At 72.7% G+C, this 19,012-nt stretch carries 17 protein-coding genes; 5 read left to right on the top strand and 12 right to left on the bottom strand.

Features of this window, described 5'->3' with window-relative positions; all coding sequences use genetic code 11:
* Positions 1 to 57 precede the first annotated feature (57 nt).
* Entirely contained in the window at positions 58 to 870 is an 813-nt protein-coding gene (locus ACIA8D_RS28375; RefSeq protein ID WP_399236644.1) for an acyl carrier protein, read from the top strand.
* A 110-nt stretch (positions 871 to 980) separates the two neighbouring features.
* Positions 981 to 1,664 carry a GAF and ANTAR domain-containing protein gene (locus ACIA8D_RS28370; protein ID WP_399236642.1) on the top strand — a complete coding sequence of 228 codons (684 nt, stop codon included), beginning with the start codon at positions 981 to 983 and terminating at the stop codon, positions 1,662 to 1,664.
* A 46-nt stretch (positions 1,665 to 1,710) separates the two neighbouring features.
* On the opposite strand, the gene ACIA8D_RS28365 is transcribed toward ACIA8D_RS28370, so the two are convergent.
* Positions 1,711 to 3,129, bottom strand: a complete 1,419-nt coding sequence (locus ACIA8D_RS28365) for an aldehyde dehydrogenase family protein (protein WP_399236640.1) — start codon at positions 3,127 to 3,129, stop codon at positions 1,711 to 1,713.
* Positions 3,130 to 3,231: 102 nt separating this feature from the next.
* The gene (locus ACIA8D_RS28360) at positions 3,232 to 4,362 is read right to left on the bottom strand and encodes an NDMA-dependent alcohol dehydrogenase (RefSeq protein WP_399236639.1); all 1,131 of its coding nucleotides are present in this window, start codon (positions 4,360 to 4,362) and stop codon (positions 3,232 to 3,234) included.
* A gap of 258 nt (positions 4,363 to 4,620) precedes the next feature.
* Here ACIA8D_RS28360 and ACIA8D_RS28355 point away from each other — a divergent pair, with 258 nt between their 5' ends.
* The 3 genes from ACIA8D_RS28355 (at position 4,621) to ACIA8D_RS28345 (ending at position 8,382) form a co-directional block, all read left to right on the top strand.
* Positions 4,621 to 5,688, top strand: coding sequence for an AraC family transcriptional regulator (locus tag ACIA8D_RS28355; protein ID WP_399236638.1), 1,068 nt, complete (start codon positions 4,621 to 4,623; stop codon positions 5,686 to 5,688).
* A gap of 124 nt (positions 5,689 to 5,812) precedes the next feature.
* Positions 5,813 to 7,363 carry an acyl-CoA synthetase gene (locus tag ACIA8D_RS28350; RefSeq protein ID WP_399236637.1) on the top strand — a complete coding sequence of 517 codons (1,551 nt, stop codon included), beginning with the start codon at positions 5,813 to 5,815 and terminating at the stop codon, positions 7,361 to 7,363.
* Positions 7,360 to 8,382, top strand: coding sequence for a phosphotransferase family protein (locus ACIA8D_RS28345; RefSeq protein ID WP_399236636.1), 1,023 nt, complete (start codon positions 7,360 to 7,362; stop codon positions 8,380 to 8,382). The genes ACIA8D_RS28350 and ACIA8D_RS28345 overlap by 4 nt, the downstream gene beginning before the upstream one ends.
* Before the next feature lie 39 nt (positions 8,383 to 8,421).
* Here ACIA8D_RS28345 and ACIA8D_RS28340 read toward each other — a convergent pair whose 3' ends face one another.
* The 10 genes from ACIA8D_RS28340 to ACIA8D_RS28295 form a co-directional block, all read right to left on the bottom strand.
* Positions 8,422 to 9,195: an SDR family NAD(P)-dependent oxidoreductase gene (locus ACIA8D_RS28340; RefSeq protein WP_399236635.1), complete on the bottom strand. Its 774-nt coding sequence runs from the start codon at positions 9,193 to 9,195 to the stop codon at positions 8,422 to 8,424.
* The gene (locus ACIA8D_RS28335; RefSeq protein ID WP_399236633.1) at positions 9,192 to 10,088 is read right to left on the bottom strand and encodes an enoyl-CoA hydratase-related protein; all 897 of its coding nucleotides are present in this window, start codon (positions 10,086 to 10,088) and stop codon (positions 9,192 to 9,194) included. Before ACIA8D_RS28335 ends, ACIA8D_RS28340 begins: the two co-directional genes overlap by 4 nt.
* Before the next feature lie 35 nt (positions 10,089 to 10,123).
* Entirely contained in the window at positions 10,124 to 10,954 is an 831-nt protein-coding gene (locus tag ACIA8D_RS28330) for a crotonase/enoyl-CoA hydratase family protein (protein WP_399236631.1), read from the bottom strand.
* Between the two features lie 45 nt (positions 10,955 to 10,999).
* Positions 11,000 to 12,358 (bottom strand): phosphotransferase, encoded by a 1,359-nt coding sequence (locus ACIA8D_RS28325; protein ID WP_399236629.1) that lies wholly within the window; start codon positions 12,356 to 12,358, stop codon positions 11,000 to 11,002.
* Positions 12,355 to 13,548, bottom strand: a complete 1,194-nt coding sequence (locus ACIA8D_RS28320) for an acyl-CoA dehydrogenase family protein (RefSeq protein ID WP_399236628.1) — start codon at positions 13,546 to 13,548, stop codon at positions 12,355 to 12,357. Before ACIA8D_RS28320 ends, ACIA8D_RS28325 begins: the two co-directional genes overlap by 4 nt.
* Before the next feature lie 39 nt (positions 13,549 to 13,587).
* The gene (locus tag ACIA8D_RS28315) at positions 13,588 to 15,195 is read right to left on the bottom strand and encodes an AMP-binding protein (protein ID WP_399236626.1); all 1,608 of its coding nucleotides are present in this window, start codon (positions 15,193 to 15,195) and stop codon (positions 13,588 to 13,590) included.
* Between the two features lie 241 nt (positions 15,196 to 15,436).
* Positions 15,437 to 17,173: a PP2C family protein-serine/threonine phosphatase gene (locus ACIA8D_RS28310; RefSeq protein ID WP_399236625.1), complete on the bottom strand. Its 1,737-nt coding sequence runs from the start codon at positions 17,171 to 17,173 to the stop codon at positions 15,437 to 15,439.
* 100 nt (positions 17,174 to 17,273) lie between these two features.
* Positions 17,274 to 17,633: a triphosphoribosyl-dephospho-CoA synthase gene (locus tag ACIA8D_RS28305; protein ID WP_399236623.1), complete on the bottom strand. Its 360-nt coding sequence runs from the start codon at positions 17,631 to 17,633 to the stop codon at positions 17,274 to 17,276.
* A gap of 174 nt (positions 17,634 to 17,807) precedes the next feature.
* Positions 17,808 to 18,095, bottom strand: a complete 288-nt coding sequence (locus tag ACIA8D_RS28300) for a hypothetical protein (RefSeq protein ID WP_399236622.1) — start codon at positions 18,093 to 18,095, stop codon at positions 17,808 to 17,810.
* Positions 18,096 to 18,283: 188 nt separating this feature from the next.
* A complete protein-coding gene (locus ACIA8D_RS28295; RefSeq protein ID WP_399236621.1) occupies positions 18,284 to 18,811 on the bottom strand; it encodes a cupin domain-containing protein in 528 nt (175 codons plus the stop codon).
* Between the last annotated feature and the right edge of the window lie 201 nt (positions 18,812 to 19,012).

The following is a 19,012-nucleotide window of genomic DNA, read 5'->3' as shown; positions in this document are numbered from 1 at the left end:
GGGACCGGTACCGCCCGGTGCAACTCCTCATGAACTGACCGCACTTGGAGTTGAACCGTGTCCGGAAACACCCTTCCGAAGCGGCCGACCGCCCTCGCGGCGCTGCTGCTCGCCGCGGGCGTCCTGTCCGCGCCCGCCGCCGCGGCGCAGAGCGCGGACGCCGCCCCCGGCGACGCCTACGTCCTGCACGTGACCACCAACCCGACCAGCACCGACTACGACGACCGCCGCGTGGACGTCACCGGCACCGTCACCAAGGCCGACGGCACCCCGGCCCCGAACATCCCCGTCACCGTCGAGGAGGTCGTCCGCTACACCACCTGGAACCCCTGGGGCGACCCGATCGACCCGAACTACTACGAGCCGCGTGACCTGGGTACGCCGGTGAGCGACGCCGACGGGACGTTCACCGTCAAGAACGTCGACATCGACCACGTCGGCGGCAGCAGCCTGCTCAACGCCGAGCACGAGGTGGAGATCTCGGCCAGCTACGACGAGGACGGCGACCTCGACACTCCGCAGGACGGCTACTACGCGGACACCACCGTGGGAGTGGAGACCCGGGCCAGCTCCGTCAGCTACCAGGTCAACAGGCGGAAGGTGAAGGCGGGCGACATCCTCACCGTCCAGGGCCGCGTCACCACGCCCGAGGGAGTCGACCCCTACGACACCGAGGTCTTTCTGCAGACGTACTGGGAGAGCCAGTACGACGTCAGGACGACCACCGAGCACGACGGCTTCTTCGTGATGTCCGTGCGGGTCGACCGCGACGACAGCACGTTCGTGCTGCGCACGGCCCCGCGGGACCTCTATGTGTCGGGAGCGGAGAGTAAGCTCCCGGTCACCAACACCTCGGCCACGAGCGGCTGAGGCACCCCAGCGCCCGCCCGTCCCGGCCTCGGTGGGTTCCGGCCGGGGCGGGCATGGGAGGCTTGCGCCATCGCAAGGAACGCACACACCCCTACGTCGAGGAGCGCGGCATGGAATGGCGCGAGTTCGCCCTGAACATGGCGTCCATGGCGCGCGAGCTACTGGCCCAGGAGTCCGTGGACGCGACGCTGCGCAAGATCACCACCTGGGCGGTCGACCAGGTCGAGGGCTGCGACGCGGCGGGCATCCTCATGCTGCGCAACGGGCAGGTGGACACGCTGGCCGCCACCGACGACCTCGTCGTCGAGAGCGACCGGCTCCAGGGGCGCGTCCACGAGGGGCCGTGCTTCGACGCGGCCCGCACCGGGCATCCCGTGTTCCGCATCAAGGACCTCTCGACCGAGTCGACACGCTGGCGCTCCTACGCCCCGCGCGCCCACGCGCTCGGCATCGGCAGCATGATGGGCTTCCTGCTCTACACCGACGAGGAGGACGGCCTCGGCGCCCTCAACCTCTACTCCACCGAGCCCGGCGTGTTCACGGAGGCCAGCGAGACCGCCGGCTGGCTCCTCGCCTCGCACGCCGCCGTGGCCTTCTCCAGCGCCCGCGACCACGCCTCCCTGCACCGCGCCGTGGAGACCCGCCACGTCATCGGCGAGGCGATGGGCATCCTGATGGCCGGCCACGACCTCAGCGAGGCGGACGCGTTCGCCGTGCTGCGCCGCTACTCGCAGGACCACAACATCAAGCTCCGGGAGGTGGCCCGGATGGTGAGCGAGCGGGGTGGCCTGTGAGTTCCCAGGTCCCGCCCCGCCGCCTCCCGTCCTCGGCGCCGGCTCCTCAGTGCTGGATCGCCTTGACCTCCAGGAACTCCTCCAGGCCGTGGCTGCCGTACTCGCGACCGATGCCGGACTGCTTGTAACCGCCGAACGGCGCGTTCGGGTTGAACTGACCGTCATTGACCTGTACTTGGCCCGAGCGGATGCGGCGGGCGAAGGCACGCGCCCGGTCGGGGTCGGCGGACCACACGCCGCCGGCCAGGCCGTAGGGGGTGTCGTTGGCGATGCGGGCGGCGTCGTCCTCGTCCTCGTACGGCTCGATGGACAGGACCGGGCCGAAGATCTCCTCCTTGTGGATCACCATGTCGGTGGTGACGTCGGAGAACACGGTCGGCCTGACGTAGTAGCCGGCGGCCAGGCCAGGGACCGGGTCGCTGCCACCCGTCACCAGGCGGGCGCCCTCGGCCACACCCCGGTCGATGTAGCCGCGCACGCGCTCCAGTTGGGTCGCGGAGACGAGCGGGCCGAGCACGGTCTTCTCGTCGCCGGGGGTGCCGACCGTGATCGACTCGACGATCGTACGGGCCAGCTCCTCGGCCTCCGGGAGGCGTTCGCGCGGCACCAGGAGGCGGGTGAGGGCGGAGCAGGTCTGACCGGAGTTGATCATCGCGGCCTGGACGGCCTGCGGGATCGCCGCCCCGAAGTCGGTGTCGGGAAGCAGCACGTTGGGGCTCTTGCCGCCCAGTTCGAGCGCCACCTTCTTGACCGTGTCGGCGGCGAGCTGCGCCACGCGCTTGCCCGCGCGCGTCGAGCCGGTGAAAGAGACGACGTCGATGCCTGGGTGCGCGGCGATGGCCTCACCGACCACCGGGCCCGTGCCGCTCACCAGGTTGAAGACGCCCGGCGGCAGCCCCGCCCCGTCGATGATCTCGGCGAGCACCCACGCGTTCAGCGGCGCGACCTCACTGGGCTTGACGACGACGGTGTTGCCCGCGGCGAGCGCGTAGGCGACCTTCGCGGCGATCTGGTGCAGCGGATAGTTCCACGGGGTGATCGCGCCGACGACGCCGTACGGCTCGCGCACGATCGTCGTGCTGCCCTCCTCGCGCTCGAACGCGAAGGTGCGGGCGACCGCCGCGGCCTGCGTGAAGCTGTTGACCGGCAGCGGCACCTGGATCGCCTTGGCGAAGGACAGCGGCGCGCCCATCTCCGAGGAGATCAGCGCGGCGAGCTCGTCGGCGCGCGCCATCAGGCCGCCCGCGATCTCCTCCAGATACTTCGCCCGCTGCTCGACCGGCGTGTCCCACCAGCCGGGGAACGCCTCGCGGGCTGCCGTGACCGCCAGGTCGACGTCGGCGGGCACCCCGTCCGGGACAGCGCCGACGACCTCCTCGGTACTGGAGCTGATGACGTCGATGGTTCCCGGTCCTGCCGATGCGACCCAACGGCCGCCGATGTAGAGCTTGCTGGTGTCGGGCATCTGCGGGTTCCCTCAGAGGTGAGCGGTACGTGGGTGGGGAGCGGGGGTGGATGGGGAGCGGGCGGACCGGTCCCGGCCCGCCCGCATCGGCCCTGGGGCGGCTCAGTAGTCGGCGTCGGTGTAGCGGACCACGCCGCGCAGGTTCTTGCCGTCCCGCATGTCCTGGTAGCCCTGGTTGATCTCCTCCAGGCGGTAGGTCCGCGTGGTGAGTTCGTCCAGCTTGAGCAGCCCGGCACGGTACTGCTCAAGGAGGCGCGGAATCTGGGTGCGCGGGCTGATGCCGCCGAAGATGGCGCCCTGGATCCGCTTCTGCATCAGCGTCAGATCGAACAGGCTGACCTTGGCGTCGATCTGCTGCATGTCCGCGAGGGCCGTCGCGATGACCTGGCCGCCCTTGGCGGTCATCGCGAGCGCCGGGGCCAGCTGGTCGCCCTGGAGTTCACCGACCGTCAGGATGACGGTGTGCGCCTTCGCGCCCCAGGTCAGCTCGGTGACCGGCCCCTCGGCCTCCTCCATGGAGGCGAAGGTGTGCGTGGCGCCGAACTCCCGTGCCTTGTCCCGTTTGAACTCGACCGGGTCGACCGCGACCACGAACCGCGCGCCGGCCGCCGCGGCGCCCTGCACCGCGTTGATGCCGATGCCGCCGACCCCGACGACCACGACGGTGTCTCCCGGGCGGGTGTCGCCGATGGAGACGGCGGAGCCCCAGCCCGTGGAGACGCCGCAGCCGAGCAGTGCGGCCGTCTCCAGCGGCACATCCTTCTCGATCTTGATGACGGACGACTGGTTCACGGTCACGTACGGAGCGAACGTGCCCAGCAGGCACATCGGTGTGACCGGGTCGCCGCCCGCGGTGCGTGTGCGGAAGGTGTTGTCGGCGATGGACTGTCCGGTGAGCAGGTTGGCGCCCTGGTCGCACAGGTTCTGCAGGCCCTGCGAACAGGGGCGGCACACGCCGCAGGCCGGGATGAAGCCGAGGATCGCGTGGTCGCCCTCCTCGACACCGGTGACGCCGGGGCCGACCTTCGTCACCACGCCCGCACCCTCGTGCCCGCCGAGCAGCGGATAGGTGGCGGCGAGGCTGGCGCCGACGCGGAAGTGTTCGTCCGAGTGGCACAACCCCGAAGCGGCCAGGCGCAGTTGCACCTCGCCCGCGATCGGGTCGCCGATCTCGATCGGCTCGACCGTCCAGTCCTCGCCGGGCTTGTGGAGCAGGGCTCCCTTGGTCTGCATGCGCGTCCTCCCTGCTTCGGCAACACGGCCGCGCCCGACCGCGCCCTCGTCACGAACTCCGGACGGCCGGACAGGGCCGGACACACTGGCCTCAAGCTATGGCGGTGCACCCGAGCGCCTCCATGACCAAAGCGGACAACGCCGGGACAGATTCGGACACGCAGCCGGGTTGTGGCCGCCGAGATCGCCGTGCTGTCATGAACTCCCCTGACGGATGCGGGCGTTGGCAGCGTGACGGCGGGAAACGGAGGGCCGGTCATGACCGTGTCGGTGGACACGGCTGCCGCGCAGCCGGAGGTCATCGCCGAGGGATTCACCGACTGGGACTTTCCGCGCGCCGCCTCGGGCGTCGTCCTGCTGCTCGACTTCGCCGCGGAACGCGGCCTGGGCGCGGCCGACTGCCTCGCGGGCTCGGGCATCGACGCGGCCGCGCTCGGCGACCCGCACCACCTCGTCGAGGCCTCGCAGGAGATCGCCGTCGTGCGCAATCTGCTGCGCGGACTCGGGGACCGTCCGGGGCTCGGCATCGAGGTCGGGGCCCGCTACCACGTCACCACGTTCGGCCTGTTCGGGTACGCGCTGCTGAGCGCGCCGACGATGCGCGAGGTGTTCCGGTGCGGGCTGCGGTACTCGGCGCTGACCTTCGGCTTCGCCCGGCACAGCGCGGTGGTGGACGCGGCGGGGGACGTGCTGCACCGCATGGACGGCGGCCGCATCCCCGCCGACGTACGGCGCTTCCTCGTCGAACGGGACTGCGCGGCCAACATCGTCCTCGGCCGCCAGGTGTTCGCGGGCGGCCCCGCCGTCCCGCTGCGCCGCGTCGACCTCGCCTTCCCCGAGCCGCCGGGCGCCGCGCACGCCACCGTGCTGGACGCGCCGGTCCGCTACGGCGCCGGAACCACGGCCCTCGTCTACGACCACGACTTCCTCGACAGCCCGCTGCCGCACGGGAATCCGCACACCGCGCAGATCTGCCAGGAGCTGTGCGAGCGCCTCGTGGCCCAGCGGGCGAGCGGCAGCGGCGCGGCCCGCACGGTGCGCCGGCACCTGCTGGCGGGCGGCGGCCCCGACCCCGGCATCGAGCACATCGCGCGCCGCATGAACATCACCTCGCGCACCCTGCGCCGCAAGCTCGCCGCCGAGGGCACCACCTACCGGCGCCTGCTCGACGACGTACGGCTCACCCTCGTCCAGGACGGTCTGCGCCACGAAAGGCTGTCCGCCGCCGAGCTGGCGCACCGGCTCGGCTACTCGGAGCCGTCGAGCTTCATGCGGGCCTTCCGTCGCTGGACGGCGGCCGACTCCCAGCGGGTCGACGGGAGTTGAACAGGGCACCCCCGCCCTGAACGAACGATCAATTCATCGCGTCGTACGTCTTGCTGCCGCCTCGCGGGGTGACTTAGAAAGAGTCCACGGCCACCGGCGTTCACGTCCATGCGAAAGGCGTCCCGTGTATCCAGGTGCCCATGCCCTTCAGTCTCCGCAGCGCCCCGCCGTCGTCATGGCGTCGACCGGCGAACAGTTGACGTACGGGGAGCTGGACGAACGCTCCATCCGGCTCGCCCAGGTGTTCCGTGAGGCGGGTCTGCGCCGCGGTGACGTGGTCGCCCTGCTCACCGACAACTCGATCCACGCGTACGAGGTCTACTGGGCGGCGGTCCGCTCCGGCCTCTACATCACCCTCGTCAACCACCACCTGTCCGCAGCCGAGATCGCGTACATCGTGAGCGACTCCGGCGCCGCCGCCCTGGTCGTCTCGGACGCCCTGGCGGAGCTGGCACGGGAGGTCGCGGGCCAGATCCCCGCGAGCGTGCGCGTGCGGCTCGCCTACGGCGGGGCCGTCGACGGCTACGAGGACTACGCGGCCGCGCTCGCGGGGGCGTCCGCCGAGCCGCCCGCCGACCAGCCGCGCGGCGCCGACCTGCTCTACTCCTCCGGCACCACCGGCCGCCCCAAGGGCATCCGCCCCGAGCTGCCCGACCGCCAGGTCGACGAGCCGGGCGACACACTCGTCGAACTCCTGCGCCTGTTCTACGGCTTCGACGAACACGCCGTGTATCTGTCGCCCGCGCCCGTCTACCACGCGGCGCCGCTGCGCTACGGCGCCTCCGTGCACGCGCTCGGCGGCACCGTCGTCATGATGGAGCGCTTCGACCCCGAGGACGCGCTGCGCGCCATCGAGCGCTACGGCATCACGCACAGCCAGTGGGTGCCGACCCACTTCATCCGCCTGCTGCGGCTGCCCGAGAAGGTCCGCACCGCCTACGACCTGTCCAGCCACAAGGTCGTCGTGCACGCCGCGGCGCCCTGCCCGCCGGACGTCAAGCGGGCGATGATCGACTGGTGGGGGCCGAAGCTGTACGAGTACTACTCCGCGACCGAGGGCATCGGCATGACGCTGATCACCTCCGAGGAGTGGCACACGAAACCGGGCTCGGTCGGCCGGCCCATCCTCGGTCAGCCGAGGATCTGCGACGACGAGGGTCGCGTGCTGCCCGCGGGGGAGACCGGCACCGTCTACTTCGCCCGGGAGGGCGACGGCTCCTTCGAGTACCTCGGCGACCCCGACAAGACCAAGGGCGCACAGCACCCGGAGCACACGGACTGGGTGACGCTCGGCGACGTCGGCCATCTCGACGAGGACGGCTATCTCTTCCTCACCGACCGCAAGACCTTCATGATCATCTCGGGCGGGGTGAACATCTACCCGCAGGAGATCGAGAACGTCCTCGCCCTCCACCCCGACATCACCGACGTCGCGGTGATCGGCGTCCCCGACCCGGAGATGGGCGAGGCGGTCAAGGCGGTGGCGCAGCCCGCACCCGGCGTGACACCGGGCCCCGACCTGGAGGAGCGCCTGATCGCCTACGTACGTGAGCGGATCGCGCACTACAAGGCGCCCCGCAGCGTCGATTTCGTGGACGAACTGCCGCGCACGCCGACGGGCAAGCTGGTCAAGGGGAAACTCAAGGCCCGGTACGCGCAGTCGGGACCGGCGTGACGAGCGGCGTCGGGCCCGCGGTCGACGCCTGGCTCGCCGCGCACGTCCCCGGCATCGCCCCACCGCTCACCTTCGACCTGGTCTCCGGTGGCCGCTCGAACCTCACCTACCGGGTGACCGACGCGAGCGGCACCGTCCGGGCGCTGCGCAGGCCGCCGACCGGCGGAGTCCTCAGCACCGCGCACGACATGAGCCGCGAGTGGCGCTTCCTGACCGCCCTGGCGCCCACCGAGGTACCGGTGCCCGAACCGCTCGCCTACTGCGCCGACACCTCGGTGAGCGGGGCCGAGTTCTACGTCATGGACTTCGTCGAGGGCACGGTGGGCGCGGACCGCGACGCCGTCGCGCACTGGCCGCGGGACGCCCGGCGCCGGGCGGGCGCGAGCCTGGTGGAGGTCCTCGCGTCCCTGCACCGCCTCGATCCCGCCGACGTCGGGCTCGGCGACATGGCCCGCCCGCGCGGCTACGTCGAGCGTCAACTGCACCGCTGGCGGCGCCAGGTGCACCGCTCCGGCGCCCCCGACCTGGCCCTCCTCGACACGGTCCACGACGCACTGCTCGCCCGGGTGCCCGCGCAGTCGACGGGCATCGTGCACGGCGACTTCCGCCCGGGCAACCTGTCCTTCGCCCCCGACGGCACCGTGGTCGCCGTCTTCGACTGGGAACTGGCCACACTGGGCGACCCGTTGGCGGACCTCGGCTGGCTCGTCTCCACCTGGGAACAGCCGGGCGATACGGTCCCACCCACGACGGCGGGCCCGAGCGCGGCCCCCGGCTTCTGCACCCGCGCCGAACTGATCGACGCCTACGCGAAGGCGTCCGGCCTCGACGTCTCCCGGCTGCCCTACTACGTGGCGTTCTCCCGCTGGCGCTCGGCGTGCATCGGCGCCGGTGTCGCGGCCCGTTTCGCGGCCGGGGTGATGGGCGAGAACGAACTACCGGTCGAGGAACTGGAGCGGCAGGTGCTGAGGCAGAGCCAGGCGGCGTACGAGGCGGTGGGCGAGCTCGGCGGTCCGTAGAGGGCGGCCCCGGCCGCCCTCCCGGCACCCACCGGCGGCTCAGAAGATCGAGTACGCGCCGTCGATCGCGATCGTGTCCCCGGTCTGGAAGCCGCCCGCACCGCCGGCCAGATACACGGCGAGCCGGGCGAAGTCGGCCGGGTCGCCCCAGCGGCGCTGCGGCATGCGTTTCATGACGTTGCGCTCGAAGGTCTCGTTGTGCAGCGTGGCCGAGGCCAGCGGCGTCTCCACCCAACCCACGTGCAGGGAATGGGCGTTGATGCCGTGCCGGGCGAACTCCACGGCGCAGCCCTGGATCAGTGAGGTGAGCGCCGCCTTGCTCGCCGCGTACGCCTCGTTGCGCGGGCTGCCCTGCACCGAGGAAAGGCTGGAGGTGCCGACGAGGACGCCGCCGCCCCCGCGCTCCACCATGTGCGCGGCGGCGGCGCGCAGGGTGAGGAAGGCACCCTCCAGGTTCACCCGCATCACCCGCCGGAAGTCGGCCAGGCTCAGCTCCGTGAACGGGGTGATGGTGCCGTTGATCCCCGCGTTGGCGAAGCACGAGTCGACCCGTCCGAACCGCTCCAGCGTCTCGGCGAAGCCCGCCGTGACCGCGTCCTCGTCGCCCACGTCGCAGCGGATCGCGGTCACCCGCGTACCGTGCTTGGCGAGATCCCCTGCCGCCGCCGCGTTGCGCTCGGTGTTCGTGCCCCAGACGCACACGTCCGCGCCTGCCTCGGCGAGGCCGTGGGCCATGCCGAGGCCGATGCCGGAGTTGCCGCCGGTGACGAGGGCGACATGGCCGGTGAGGTCGAACAGGTCTGCCGCGCTCATCGCACGTCCTCGGGGGCGTCGGGCCACGACGGCAGGGTGTCCGCGTGGTCGGCGAGCGTGGCGGGGAACTTGGCCGGGCGCTTCTCCAGGAACGACATGACGCCCTCGGCGGCGTCCGGGCCCTGGCCGAGCTTGAAGATGGCCGCCGAGTCGAGCCGGTGCGCGTCCCACGGAGAGGCCGCGCCGAGCATCGACCACATCAGGCGGCGCGAGTGGGCGACGGAGACGGCGGAGGTGTTCTCGGCGATCTCCGCGGCCAGCGCGTACGCGGCCGGCAGCAGTTCGCCGTCCGGGACCACGCGCGAGACCAGACGGCCGGCGAGGGCCTCCGCCGCGTCGAAGACCCGGCCGGTCGCCACCCACTCCATCGCCTGCGAGATCCCCACGATCCGTGGCAGGAACCAGCTCGATGCCGCCTCCGGCACCAGGCCGCGGCGCGCGAAGACGAAGCCGAAGCGGGCCGACTCGGCGGCGATCCGGATGTCGGCGGGCAGCGTCATCGTCGAACCGACGCCCACCGCGGGCCCGTTGACCGCCACGATCACGGGTTTCACGCTCGCCGCGATGCGCAGCGCCACACACCCGCCGCCGTCGCGCGGCACCCCGTCGATGGTGCCGAAGTCGGTGCGCCCGCCGGCCCGGCCGACGGCGTCGTGGTCGAAGGTGGCGGCGCCGCCCGCCAGGTCCGCGCCCGCGCAGAAGCCGCGCCCCGAACCGGTCAGGACCACGGCCCGCACGTCGTCGTCGGCGTCGGTGGCGTCGAACGCGGCGATGAGTTCGGCGGCCATGGTGTGGGTGAAGGCGTTCAGCCGGTCCGGCCGGTGCAGGGTGATGGTGGCGATGTGGTCGGCGATCCGGAACCGGATCTCCGTGAAGTCGTGCTGTTCCGTCATGCGATGGTCCCCAGGTTCTCGGTGCGGTACGGGAGTCAGATGTCGGTGAAGCGGGGCGCCCGCTTGCCGAAGCGGGCGGCGACCGCCTCGACCTGGTTCGGGCTGCCGATGAGCGCGCCGATCTCCTTCTGCTCCTCGGCGAAGCCGGTCGCGAGGTCGGTGCGGCCCGCGAGGTCGAGGAGCCGCTTGGACGCGCGGACGGCGTGCGGGCTCTGCGCCGCGATCCGGCCCGCCGTCTCCAGCGCGGCGGCCAGCGGATCGTCCGCCGTGTACGTGGCCAGGCCGATGCGCGCGGCCTCCTCGCCGCCCACGATCCGGGCGGTGAAGGTCAGTTCCTTCGCCACGTCACGGCCCACCAGCTCGGGCAGCAGCTGCGTGCCCGTCATGTCGGGGACGAGCCCCCACGCCACCTCGAACACGCTCAGCCGGGCATCCGGCGCCACGATGCGGATGTCCGCACCGAGCGCGACCTGGAGGCCGCCGCCGAGCGCGTTGCCGCGCAGCGCCGCGATCACCGGCATCGGCAGTTCGGCCCAGACGTGCGCGGCCCGCTGCCCGGCCGCCTGCGCGGGCCCGTCCGACGGCGGCAGCGCGGTGAGCCCGGACAGCCGCTGCCCGTCCCGCATCGCCTCGAAGGAGGTGAAGTCGAGCCCGGCACAGAAGTCCGGCCCCGCACCGGAAAGGACCACGGCCCGGACGCCCTCCTCGGTCTTCAGCCGCTCGCCCGTGGCGACGAGCGCCTCGAACATGGCCGGGTCGAGCGCGTTGCGCTTGTCGGGCCGGTCGAGCCGGACGTCGGCGACGCCGTCGGTCACGGTGACCGTCACCCGCCGGCCCGTGTCGGCGGCGGTCGTTGAGCTGGTCATGCGCGTGCTCCCTCGGTTCTCGTTCCTACGGGTTCGGGGTGGCGGTCACCGCGCCGGCTGCGTCGCGTACGCCGGGTTGGCGACCGCGAGCCGGTCCGTGACACCGCCTCGTACGGCGTCGAGCACCGCCGGGTCGCCGGGCCGCACGGTGCCCTCGCGCAGCGCGTCGGCGAGGGCGCGGTCGTCGGCGAGACCGAGCGCTGCCAGGCGGCGGGCGTGGGCCGCGGCCTGGGACGGCGCGAGCAGCGCCTCGCGGCGGGCGACGGCCACGGCGTTCGCCGCCACCTTCGACAGGAAGCGCAACCGGGGGTCGCCCGCCGTCTCCTCGGTGAGGAAGGTCTGGACGGACCGCAGCAGCGCGTCGGCGCCGGGCCGGTCGTGCGGGGGAGCGGCGGCAGTGTCGTCGCGGCCGGCCAGGACGTCGGGCACCGCGCGGGGTTCGGTGATGCCGAGCGCGAGCAGCACGTCGTACTCCTGCTCGCACACCTTGCGGCCCAACACGGCGTACTCGACGCTCTGTTCGGCGCCGGACAGGAAGCGCTCGGCCTGCATGCGGCACAGCACCGCCCAGCGGAGCGTGCCGTACACCTCCCACCAGTGCAGGTCGTCCTCGCCCGGGCGGGTCCCGGCGATCTCGGCGTACCCGGCGAGGAGTTCCTCGCGCGGGCCGAATCCGCCCACCGGCTCGGCCGAACCGAACCGCCAGGCCTTCACGCACAGCCAGCCCAGGTCCTCGACGGGATCGCCGATGTGGGTCAGCTCCCAGTCGAGGACGGCGCGCACGCCCGTCTCGTCGATCATGAGGTTGCCGTTGCGGAAGTCGCCGTGCACGACGCGGGGCGGTCGTGTGGCCCGCGGCCGGTGCTCGGCGAGCCACCGGAAGGCGAGTTCGAGGGCCGGGCGCGAGTCGTCAAGCTCCTGGTAGAGACCGTTCAACTGGTCCATCACATCGACGTGTTCGAGCTGCGGCACCGACGCCACGGGGATGGCGTGGATCCGCGCGAGGATCCGGCCGAGCTCGCGCGCAAGCCCCGGGCGCACGGCCGCGAACCGCGCGTCCCGCAGCAGCCGGCGCGGGATCGTCTCGCCCTCGACCCGCTCCATCAGCAGATGCGCGCGGCCCAGCAGCGCGCCGTGGTCGAGGAGGCCGGGCACGGGCACCCCGGCCTTCTCGGCTGCCGCGAGCACCGCGGCCTCCCGCGCCATTACCTCGGGGCTCGGCTTGACCGGCGGGTCGCAGCGCAGGATCAGCGGACGGGCGGCGCCGCCCTCCGGCACCGCGTCCAGGGCCCAGGTGTCCCGGCTCGCGCCCCCGGAAAGACGCCGCCAGCCCTCGACGGTCACGGGTCCGCCCCACAACTCGGCCAGGCGCGCCCGAAGTTCCTCCCGCAGCGGCTCGCTCACGCGGGCAGCCCCGCCCACGGCGCCTTGCTCACGTCGGCGAGCAGCTTGCGCGCGACGACCATCCGGTGCACCTCGTCGGGCCCGTCGTAGATGCGCGCGTACCGGGCCCGCCGGTACATGCCCTCCAGTGGCGTGTCCGCGGTGACGCCCAGCGCGCCGTGCACCTGGATGGCCCGGTCGACGACGTTGTGCAGCACCTGCGCGCCCCAGAACTTCACCATGCTGATCTCCAGGCGGGCCTGCCCGTCCTGGTCGTAGCGGCGCGCCGCGTCCAGCGTCATCAGCCGGGCGGCCTGGATCTCGGCGGCCGACTCGGCGACGTAGCGCCGGATCTCGCCCTTCTCCGCGAGCAACGAACCGTGCGCGTAACGGGTGTTGGCCCGCTCGACCATCAACTCGAAGGCACGCTGCGCCTGCCCGAGCCAGCGCATGCAGTGGAAGATGCGGCCGGGGCCCAGGCGGCGCTGCGCGATGGTGAAGCCCTCGCCGCGCTCGCCGAGGAGGTGGTCGGCGGGGACCCGGACATCGGTCAGGCGCAGTTCGCAGTGGTCGCCCTCGGTGTCACCCATCGTCTCCAGGACGCGGGAGATCTCCAGGCCCGGGGTGCCGGCCGGGACGATGATCGCGGAGACGGCGGCGTGCGGGCTCGCGGCGTCCTCGTCGGTCCGGGCGAAGACCGTGGTGAACGCGGCGCGACTGGCCCCCGTGGTGAACCACTTGTGGCCGTTGATGACCCACTCGTCGCCGTCGAGCACGGCCGTCGTCGCGATCCGGGTCGGATCGGAGCCCGCCACCTCCGGCTCGGTGAGTCCGACGCTCGGGCTGATCTCCGCGTTCACCAGCGGACGCAGCCAGCGCTCGCGCTGCGCCGCCGACGCGTACAGGTCCAGCATGATCGAGTCCTGCATGGTGTACGTGCCGACCGCCAACTGGCCGTACTCGGAGCGCCCGATGATCTCGTTGATGAGCGCGAACTCGTACAACGGAAGTCCCTTGCCGCCGAGTTCGGCCGGGTGGCCGAGGATCCACAGGTCGAGCTTCTTCGCCCGCTCCTGAAGGGCGGCGAGCGCGGCGCGGGCCTCGGGGGTGCGGCCGGCCAGTGCCTTCTCGGCGGGGATCACCTCGTCGTCGATGAAGGCGGCCATCCGGGCGCGCAGTTCGGTCAGGTCTTCGTGGGTCGCTTCAGGCATGCGGATCCGTCCAGTCGGGGGCGCTTCGGGGGAGTCCGGTCAGTCGCGGGCGGCGTCCCGCAGCCGCACTTTGAGCACCTTGCCCGCGGCGTTGCGGGGCAGCGCGTCGATCACGACGACCGAGGTGGGCTTCTTGTACGAGGCGAGCAGCGCGCGGCAGTGGTCGATGATCTCGTCCTCGGTGGGCGGGTCGGCGGGGTCCTTGGGCACCACGTAGGCGCGCGGTGTCTCCACCCACTGCGGGTGCGGCACGCCGACGACGGCCACCTCCGCGACCTTCGGGTGCTGGTCGACGGCCGCCTCGACCTCGGCGGAGTAGATGTTCTCGCCGCCCGAGATGATCATGTCCTTCTTGCGGTCGACGACGTAGATGTAGCCCTCGTCGTCCATCCGGCACAGGTCGCCGGAGTGGAACCAGCCGCCCTCGAAGGCGGCGGCCGTGGCCTCCGGGTTGTTCCAGTAGCCGAGCATGAGGTTGCCGCCCCGGTAGACGATCTCGCCGACCTCGCCCACCGGCACGTCCCGCATCTCCTCGTCCACGATCCGCGCGTCCACGTGCCGCACCGGCTTGCCGACGGAGCCGAGCTTGCGCACCGCGTCCTCGCCGTCGAGGTAGCAGGTCACCGACGCCATCTCGGTCTGGCCGAACGCGCTCCTGATGACGACGCCGGGGAACGTGTCGTTCATCGCGTGCAGCACGGACGGCGGGGCGGCGGACGCACCCCAACTGAGGCTGCTCAGCACGAGCTTGCGGTCCCTGATGCCCGGCACCTCGCAGATCGCCTTCCACTGGCTCGGCACGAGGAAGCAGCCGGTGATCCGCTCCCGCTCCAGCAGCTCGACCGTCTCCGCCGCGTCGAAGCCGACCGTGGCGCCGATGACGGTGCAGGTGCCGTAGAGCATCGACGCGACGACCGAGTCGACGCCCGCGATGTGGAACATCGGAATGTTCAGCAGGGTCCGGTCGGTGGACTTCGGTGTCTGCACCTCCACCATGTGCAGGGTGTTCACGACCAGGTTGAGGTGGCTGAGCACGGCGCCCTTGGAGCGCCCCGTGGTGCCCGAGGTGTACATCAGGAACGCCGGATCGTTCTCGTCGACGTCGGCCTCGACGGGACCGGCGTCGTACACGTCACGGACCGCGGCGAGGCTCTCCGTGCCGTCCGGGGCCTCGCCGTCCCCGAGATGCAGCACCCGGCAGTCGGTACCGGCCAGCCGCCGCGCCTCCAGGCCGAGTCGTGCCAGCGGCTCGTCGACCACGAACACGGTCGGCGTGCAGTCGCCGATGACGTGCGCCACTTCGGCGGGCACCAGCCGGAAGTTGATGGGTACGGCGATGGCCCCGAGCCGCAGCGCGGCGAACCAGACCTCCACCGTCTCGATCCGGTTGGTGGTGAGCGCGGCGACCCGGTCGCCGGGGCCGACGCCGCGCTCGGCGTAGGCGCGCGCGAGCCGGTTCACCCGGGCGTCGAGGTCGCCGTACGTGATCTCCCGGTCGCCGTGGCGCAGGGCCGGGGCGGAGGGCGTACGACGTGCCTGGCGGGCGAGTTGGTGGGCGAGCGAGAGCCGGCGGCCGGCGCGCAGGGACGCCTCGGGCGTGGGGTTCGGCGGTGCGGTGGGACCGGATGCGTCGGTTGCGTCGGACACGAAGGACACGCGGGACTCCCGTCGACGGCTGCCGGAGGCCCGGGTCACCCCGGCCGTGGCGGCCTGTGCGGGGACCCGGTCCAGGGACTGATCGAACGTTAAAAGGCCCGCGGCCCGCCCACAACCCCCGCGGCGTGAACCGGCGTTGGTCGGCTCGGCCCGCCGTTGCGACGCCGTGCGTGCTGAGCGGTCGTTAAGGGGGTGTGCCGGGCTTCCGTCACAGGTGTGTGCGGAGCGGTCGTCAGGGGGCCGAGGGCGTGGTGTCGATGCGCCGCAGGACCATCAGCGTCGCGTCGTCGGAGCGGTGCGGGCCGTCGAGCTCGGCGACGATCCGCTCCGCGTACGCGTTGAGCGCCGCGTGTCCCGCGCACGGGGACGTGCCGCGCAGGCACTGCTCGGCGGCCTCCAGGAAGCGCTGCGTGTCCAGGTCGGGGTCGCTGTCGCGGCGCTCGGTCAGGCCGTCGGAGTACATCAGGACGATGTCGCCCACGCGCAGTGCCTCGTCGGCCACCGTGTACGTCTCGCCGGGCAGCACCCCGAGAGGGAGTCCGGGGCCGCCGTCGGGGTCCTGGAGCTGGCGGGCCCGGCCGTCGCGGACCAGCACCGGCCGCGGGTGGCCCGCGCAGGTCCAGCGCAGCAGGCCCTGCTCCGGGTGGTAGCGGGCGATGATCGCGGTCGCGGTGGACTCGTCGCCGTCCGCGCAGGCGAGTTCGTTGAGCCACTGCGTGAGCTGTTCGACGCGCTGATCCGTGTAGGCGAGGCCCGCGAGCGCGTAACGGAGCTTCGCCATGAGGGTGACGGCGGCGAGGCCGTGCCCGCGGGCGTCGCCGAGCGCGACGAGGAGCCGGTCGCCCGGCAGCCTGCGCGCCTTGTACCAGTCGCCGCCGACCCCGGCCTCGCGGGCGTCGGGCCGGTACACGGCGGTGGCCTCCAGGCCGTAGGCGGCCAGCTCGTCCTGGAAGTGGGGGAGCACCGCCTCGCGCAGGGCGCCGGCGACCTCGGCGACGGCCTCCGCGCGCTCGCGCTGGCGCCGCGCCTCGCGCTCCGCGCGCTCGGCGGTCGCCCGGCGGCGCTGCTCGGCGGTCACGTCGGTGAGCACGCCGCGCAGGGCCCACACCAGGCTGCCGGGGGCGATGCGCACCGGCTCCGCGGTCATCCGGACCACCTTGGGGCCCGCCTGGTTCAGCCGCAGTTCGCAGCTGCCCGTCCGCTTGCGCAGGATCACGTCGTACAGCGTCCGGTACAGATCGGGCAGGCTCTCCGGGGCCACGGCCGTGGCCAGCTCGTCGAGGGTGGGGATGGGGGTGCGGCCGTCCAGGCCCAGCACGCGGCGGAATCCGCGGGAGGGGTCGACGCCGCCGTCCCCCAGGTTCCACTCCGCCCAGCAAGTGCGCACCAGGTTCTGGGCGGCGGCAGCCATCTGTGGGCGGTGGCCCCGGTCCCAGGTGATGAGCAGGTGCTCGCCGCAGGGGGAGACCCGCACCTGATCGTTGATCCGTACCGGACCGTGCGTCGTGCCCACGACCCACTCGATCGACGTCGGCCCCTGCGGGGCGCGTTCGCGCAGCGCGTCGGTCAGCATGCCGGGGAGCGCCGTCGCGGTCAGGGAGGGGAACTGCTCGAACAGCGAGACCGTGCCCTGCCAGTGGGGCAGGCCGCCGGAGGGGAGCCGCTCGGCGGCGTAGACGCGGGACGCCGTGTTCTGGGCGACGTACAGGGCGTCCCGCGCCTGCCCCTCGCCGTCCCGCAGCGGGGCCACGAGCAGCGCGGGCCAGGGGAGGGCGTCGAGGATCTCAGGACCCGAGGGCGCGGGCGGCAGGTCCGTGGTGAAGACCGCGGTCTCCGGCTTGCGTCCGCCCTCGGTGCGGTACGACTCGGAGTGCTTCCTGATCCGCCGCCGCTGCGCCCGCAGGAGTTCGTGGATCGACTGGAGCGCCAGGTGGGTGTGGGCGTCGGGCACCTGCGAGGTGGCGTCCATGCGGGCGGCGGGCCTCCTCCTGTGCGCTGTTCCCCGGTTTCCACAGCCTCCGTGGCCGACGCGGAACGGGCCAGTCTGCCTACGCCAAGCGGTGGCTCCCTCAGGCCGTGATCGGCAGCGGGTGCTCGTCGACGGAGTCGAGGAACAGCACCACCGTGAGCAGTGCGCCGCTGGCCGCGGGGCAGATCCCGTACCGGACCGTCTCCTCGTCGAGCTCGGCCAGCAGTCGGCGCCCCTCGTCGGTGCCGCAGCCGCCCGCGGCGAGGACCGCGGCGGCGTCCTGCTGGACCAGGCGGACGGCCAGCGGGCCCCTGTCCTGCTCCACGCGGACGTCGTCGACCGACGCGATCAGGGTGAGCAGGGCGTCGAGCTGGGCGACCTCCTCGGGGACGCCGCGCGTGCGCGCCGCGCGCAGCGTCGGCAGGACGGCGAGGGCCGTGGTCAGATGGCGCCGCTTCACCTCGGTCGGGAGCGCCCGGTAGCCGTCGCGGAAGTCCCCGGAGGGCTCGATGTGCGCGTCGAGGTCCAGGGCGAGACGGCAGGCGTGCCCGGCGTCCCGCGCGCCCCGGGCCCATGCCGCGGCCAGCAGGCACAGCGAGCGGGCTGCGACGTCGAGACCGTTCAGGGAGGCGACTTAGGGCACCCGGCGCTGCGCGTCGTCGCAGGCCCTGGCCAGCCGGTCCAGATCGGACCCGGCCGCGGCGGCGGCACGGAACGCGTCGTGCAGCCCGACCCCGGCCTCCACGAGCGAGGAGAACACGGTGTTGGCGGGGGACTGCGCGGTCCGGCAGTCCGGCAGCCCCGGTTTCGGCGTCAAGAACATCTCGCGGGTGAAGGCGGCGACGGCGAGATCGGCGAGGTGGTCCGCGACACCGTGGTGTCCGGAGGCCGGGGTCTTCGGGTCGTACGAGGTGCTGAGCATGGTCGGTCGCTTCCGCTGGACGGTCGGTGGCGGGGCCCGGCGAAGGGCCGGACGCATCGGTCGTCCTGCCTGGGGCAATGCGGGCAAACCGGGACCAAGGTCCCGAACGCGGAAGGCCGTCCGGCCCGGATCGCGAGCGGTGGGCACGTCCCCGAACGGCCTGCGCGGCGGGCGCGCGAGGGGCGACGCTACGTCGCCCGCCCCGACCCGAAGTCGAAGTCCTCCACGAAATAGCTGTCGTGCCGGACGCGGAACTCCTTCAATTCCTCGGGGCCGCGCTGCGACATCTCGGCGACCCGCTCGAAGTACTCCTCGCGCGGGGCGCCCGGAGCGAAGAGCATGAGCATCGACACCGGGTCGTCGGTCGTGTTCCTGAAGGCGTGCAGACCGCCGGCCGGCACGTACAGGAAGTCGCCCTCGCGGCCCGTCACCCACTTGTTGCCGTCGTAGAGCTCGAGTTCGCCGGACAGGACGTAGAAGGACTCCGACATCGCGCGGTGGAAGTGCTCCTTCGCGCCCGCCGAGCGCGGCCCCAACACGCCCTTGTAGAGGCCGAATTCGCCGCCGGTCGACTCCTGCGTGGCGAGGTAGCTGGTGGACCCGCCGGGCGAGGACACGTCCGGCGGCGTGTCCGCCGGGCGGAAGGAGGCGCTCACCTCGCCCTTGTCGCCGTGATAGCGGGGCTCCGGGTACTGCATGCCATCGAAGTACGACATCGTGCGCTCCTTGTCGGCGGGTTGGCCACCAGACTGCCCGGCCGGGGCCCGGCGCGGCATCGGGCGCCTGACTGATTGACGCGGACCCGCCGGAGGAGGTCGGAGGACCTAGGACTTGTGGGGGGGTGGGGGGCCCCCCCCCCCCCCCCCCCCCCCCCCCCAAACCCCCCCCCCCCGCCCCCCCGGGGGGGGGGGGGGGGC

Origin of the sequence: Streptomyces sp. NPDC051684, assembly GCF_044453445.1 — a bacterium.
Lineage (GTDB): Bacteria > Actinomycetota > Actinomycetes > Streptomycetales > Streptomycetaceae > Streptomyces.
The sequence above is the reverse complement of the archived record's forward strand: the minus strand, read 5'-3'. Positions and strand labels throughout refer to the sequence as shown.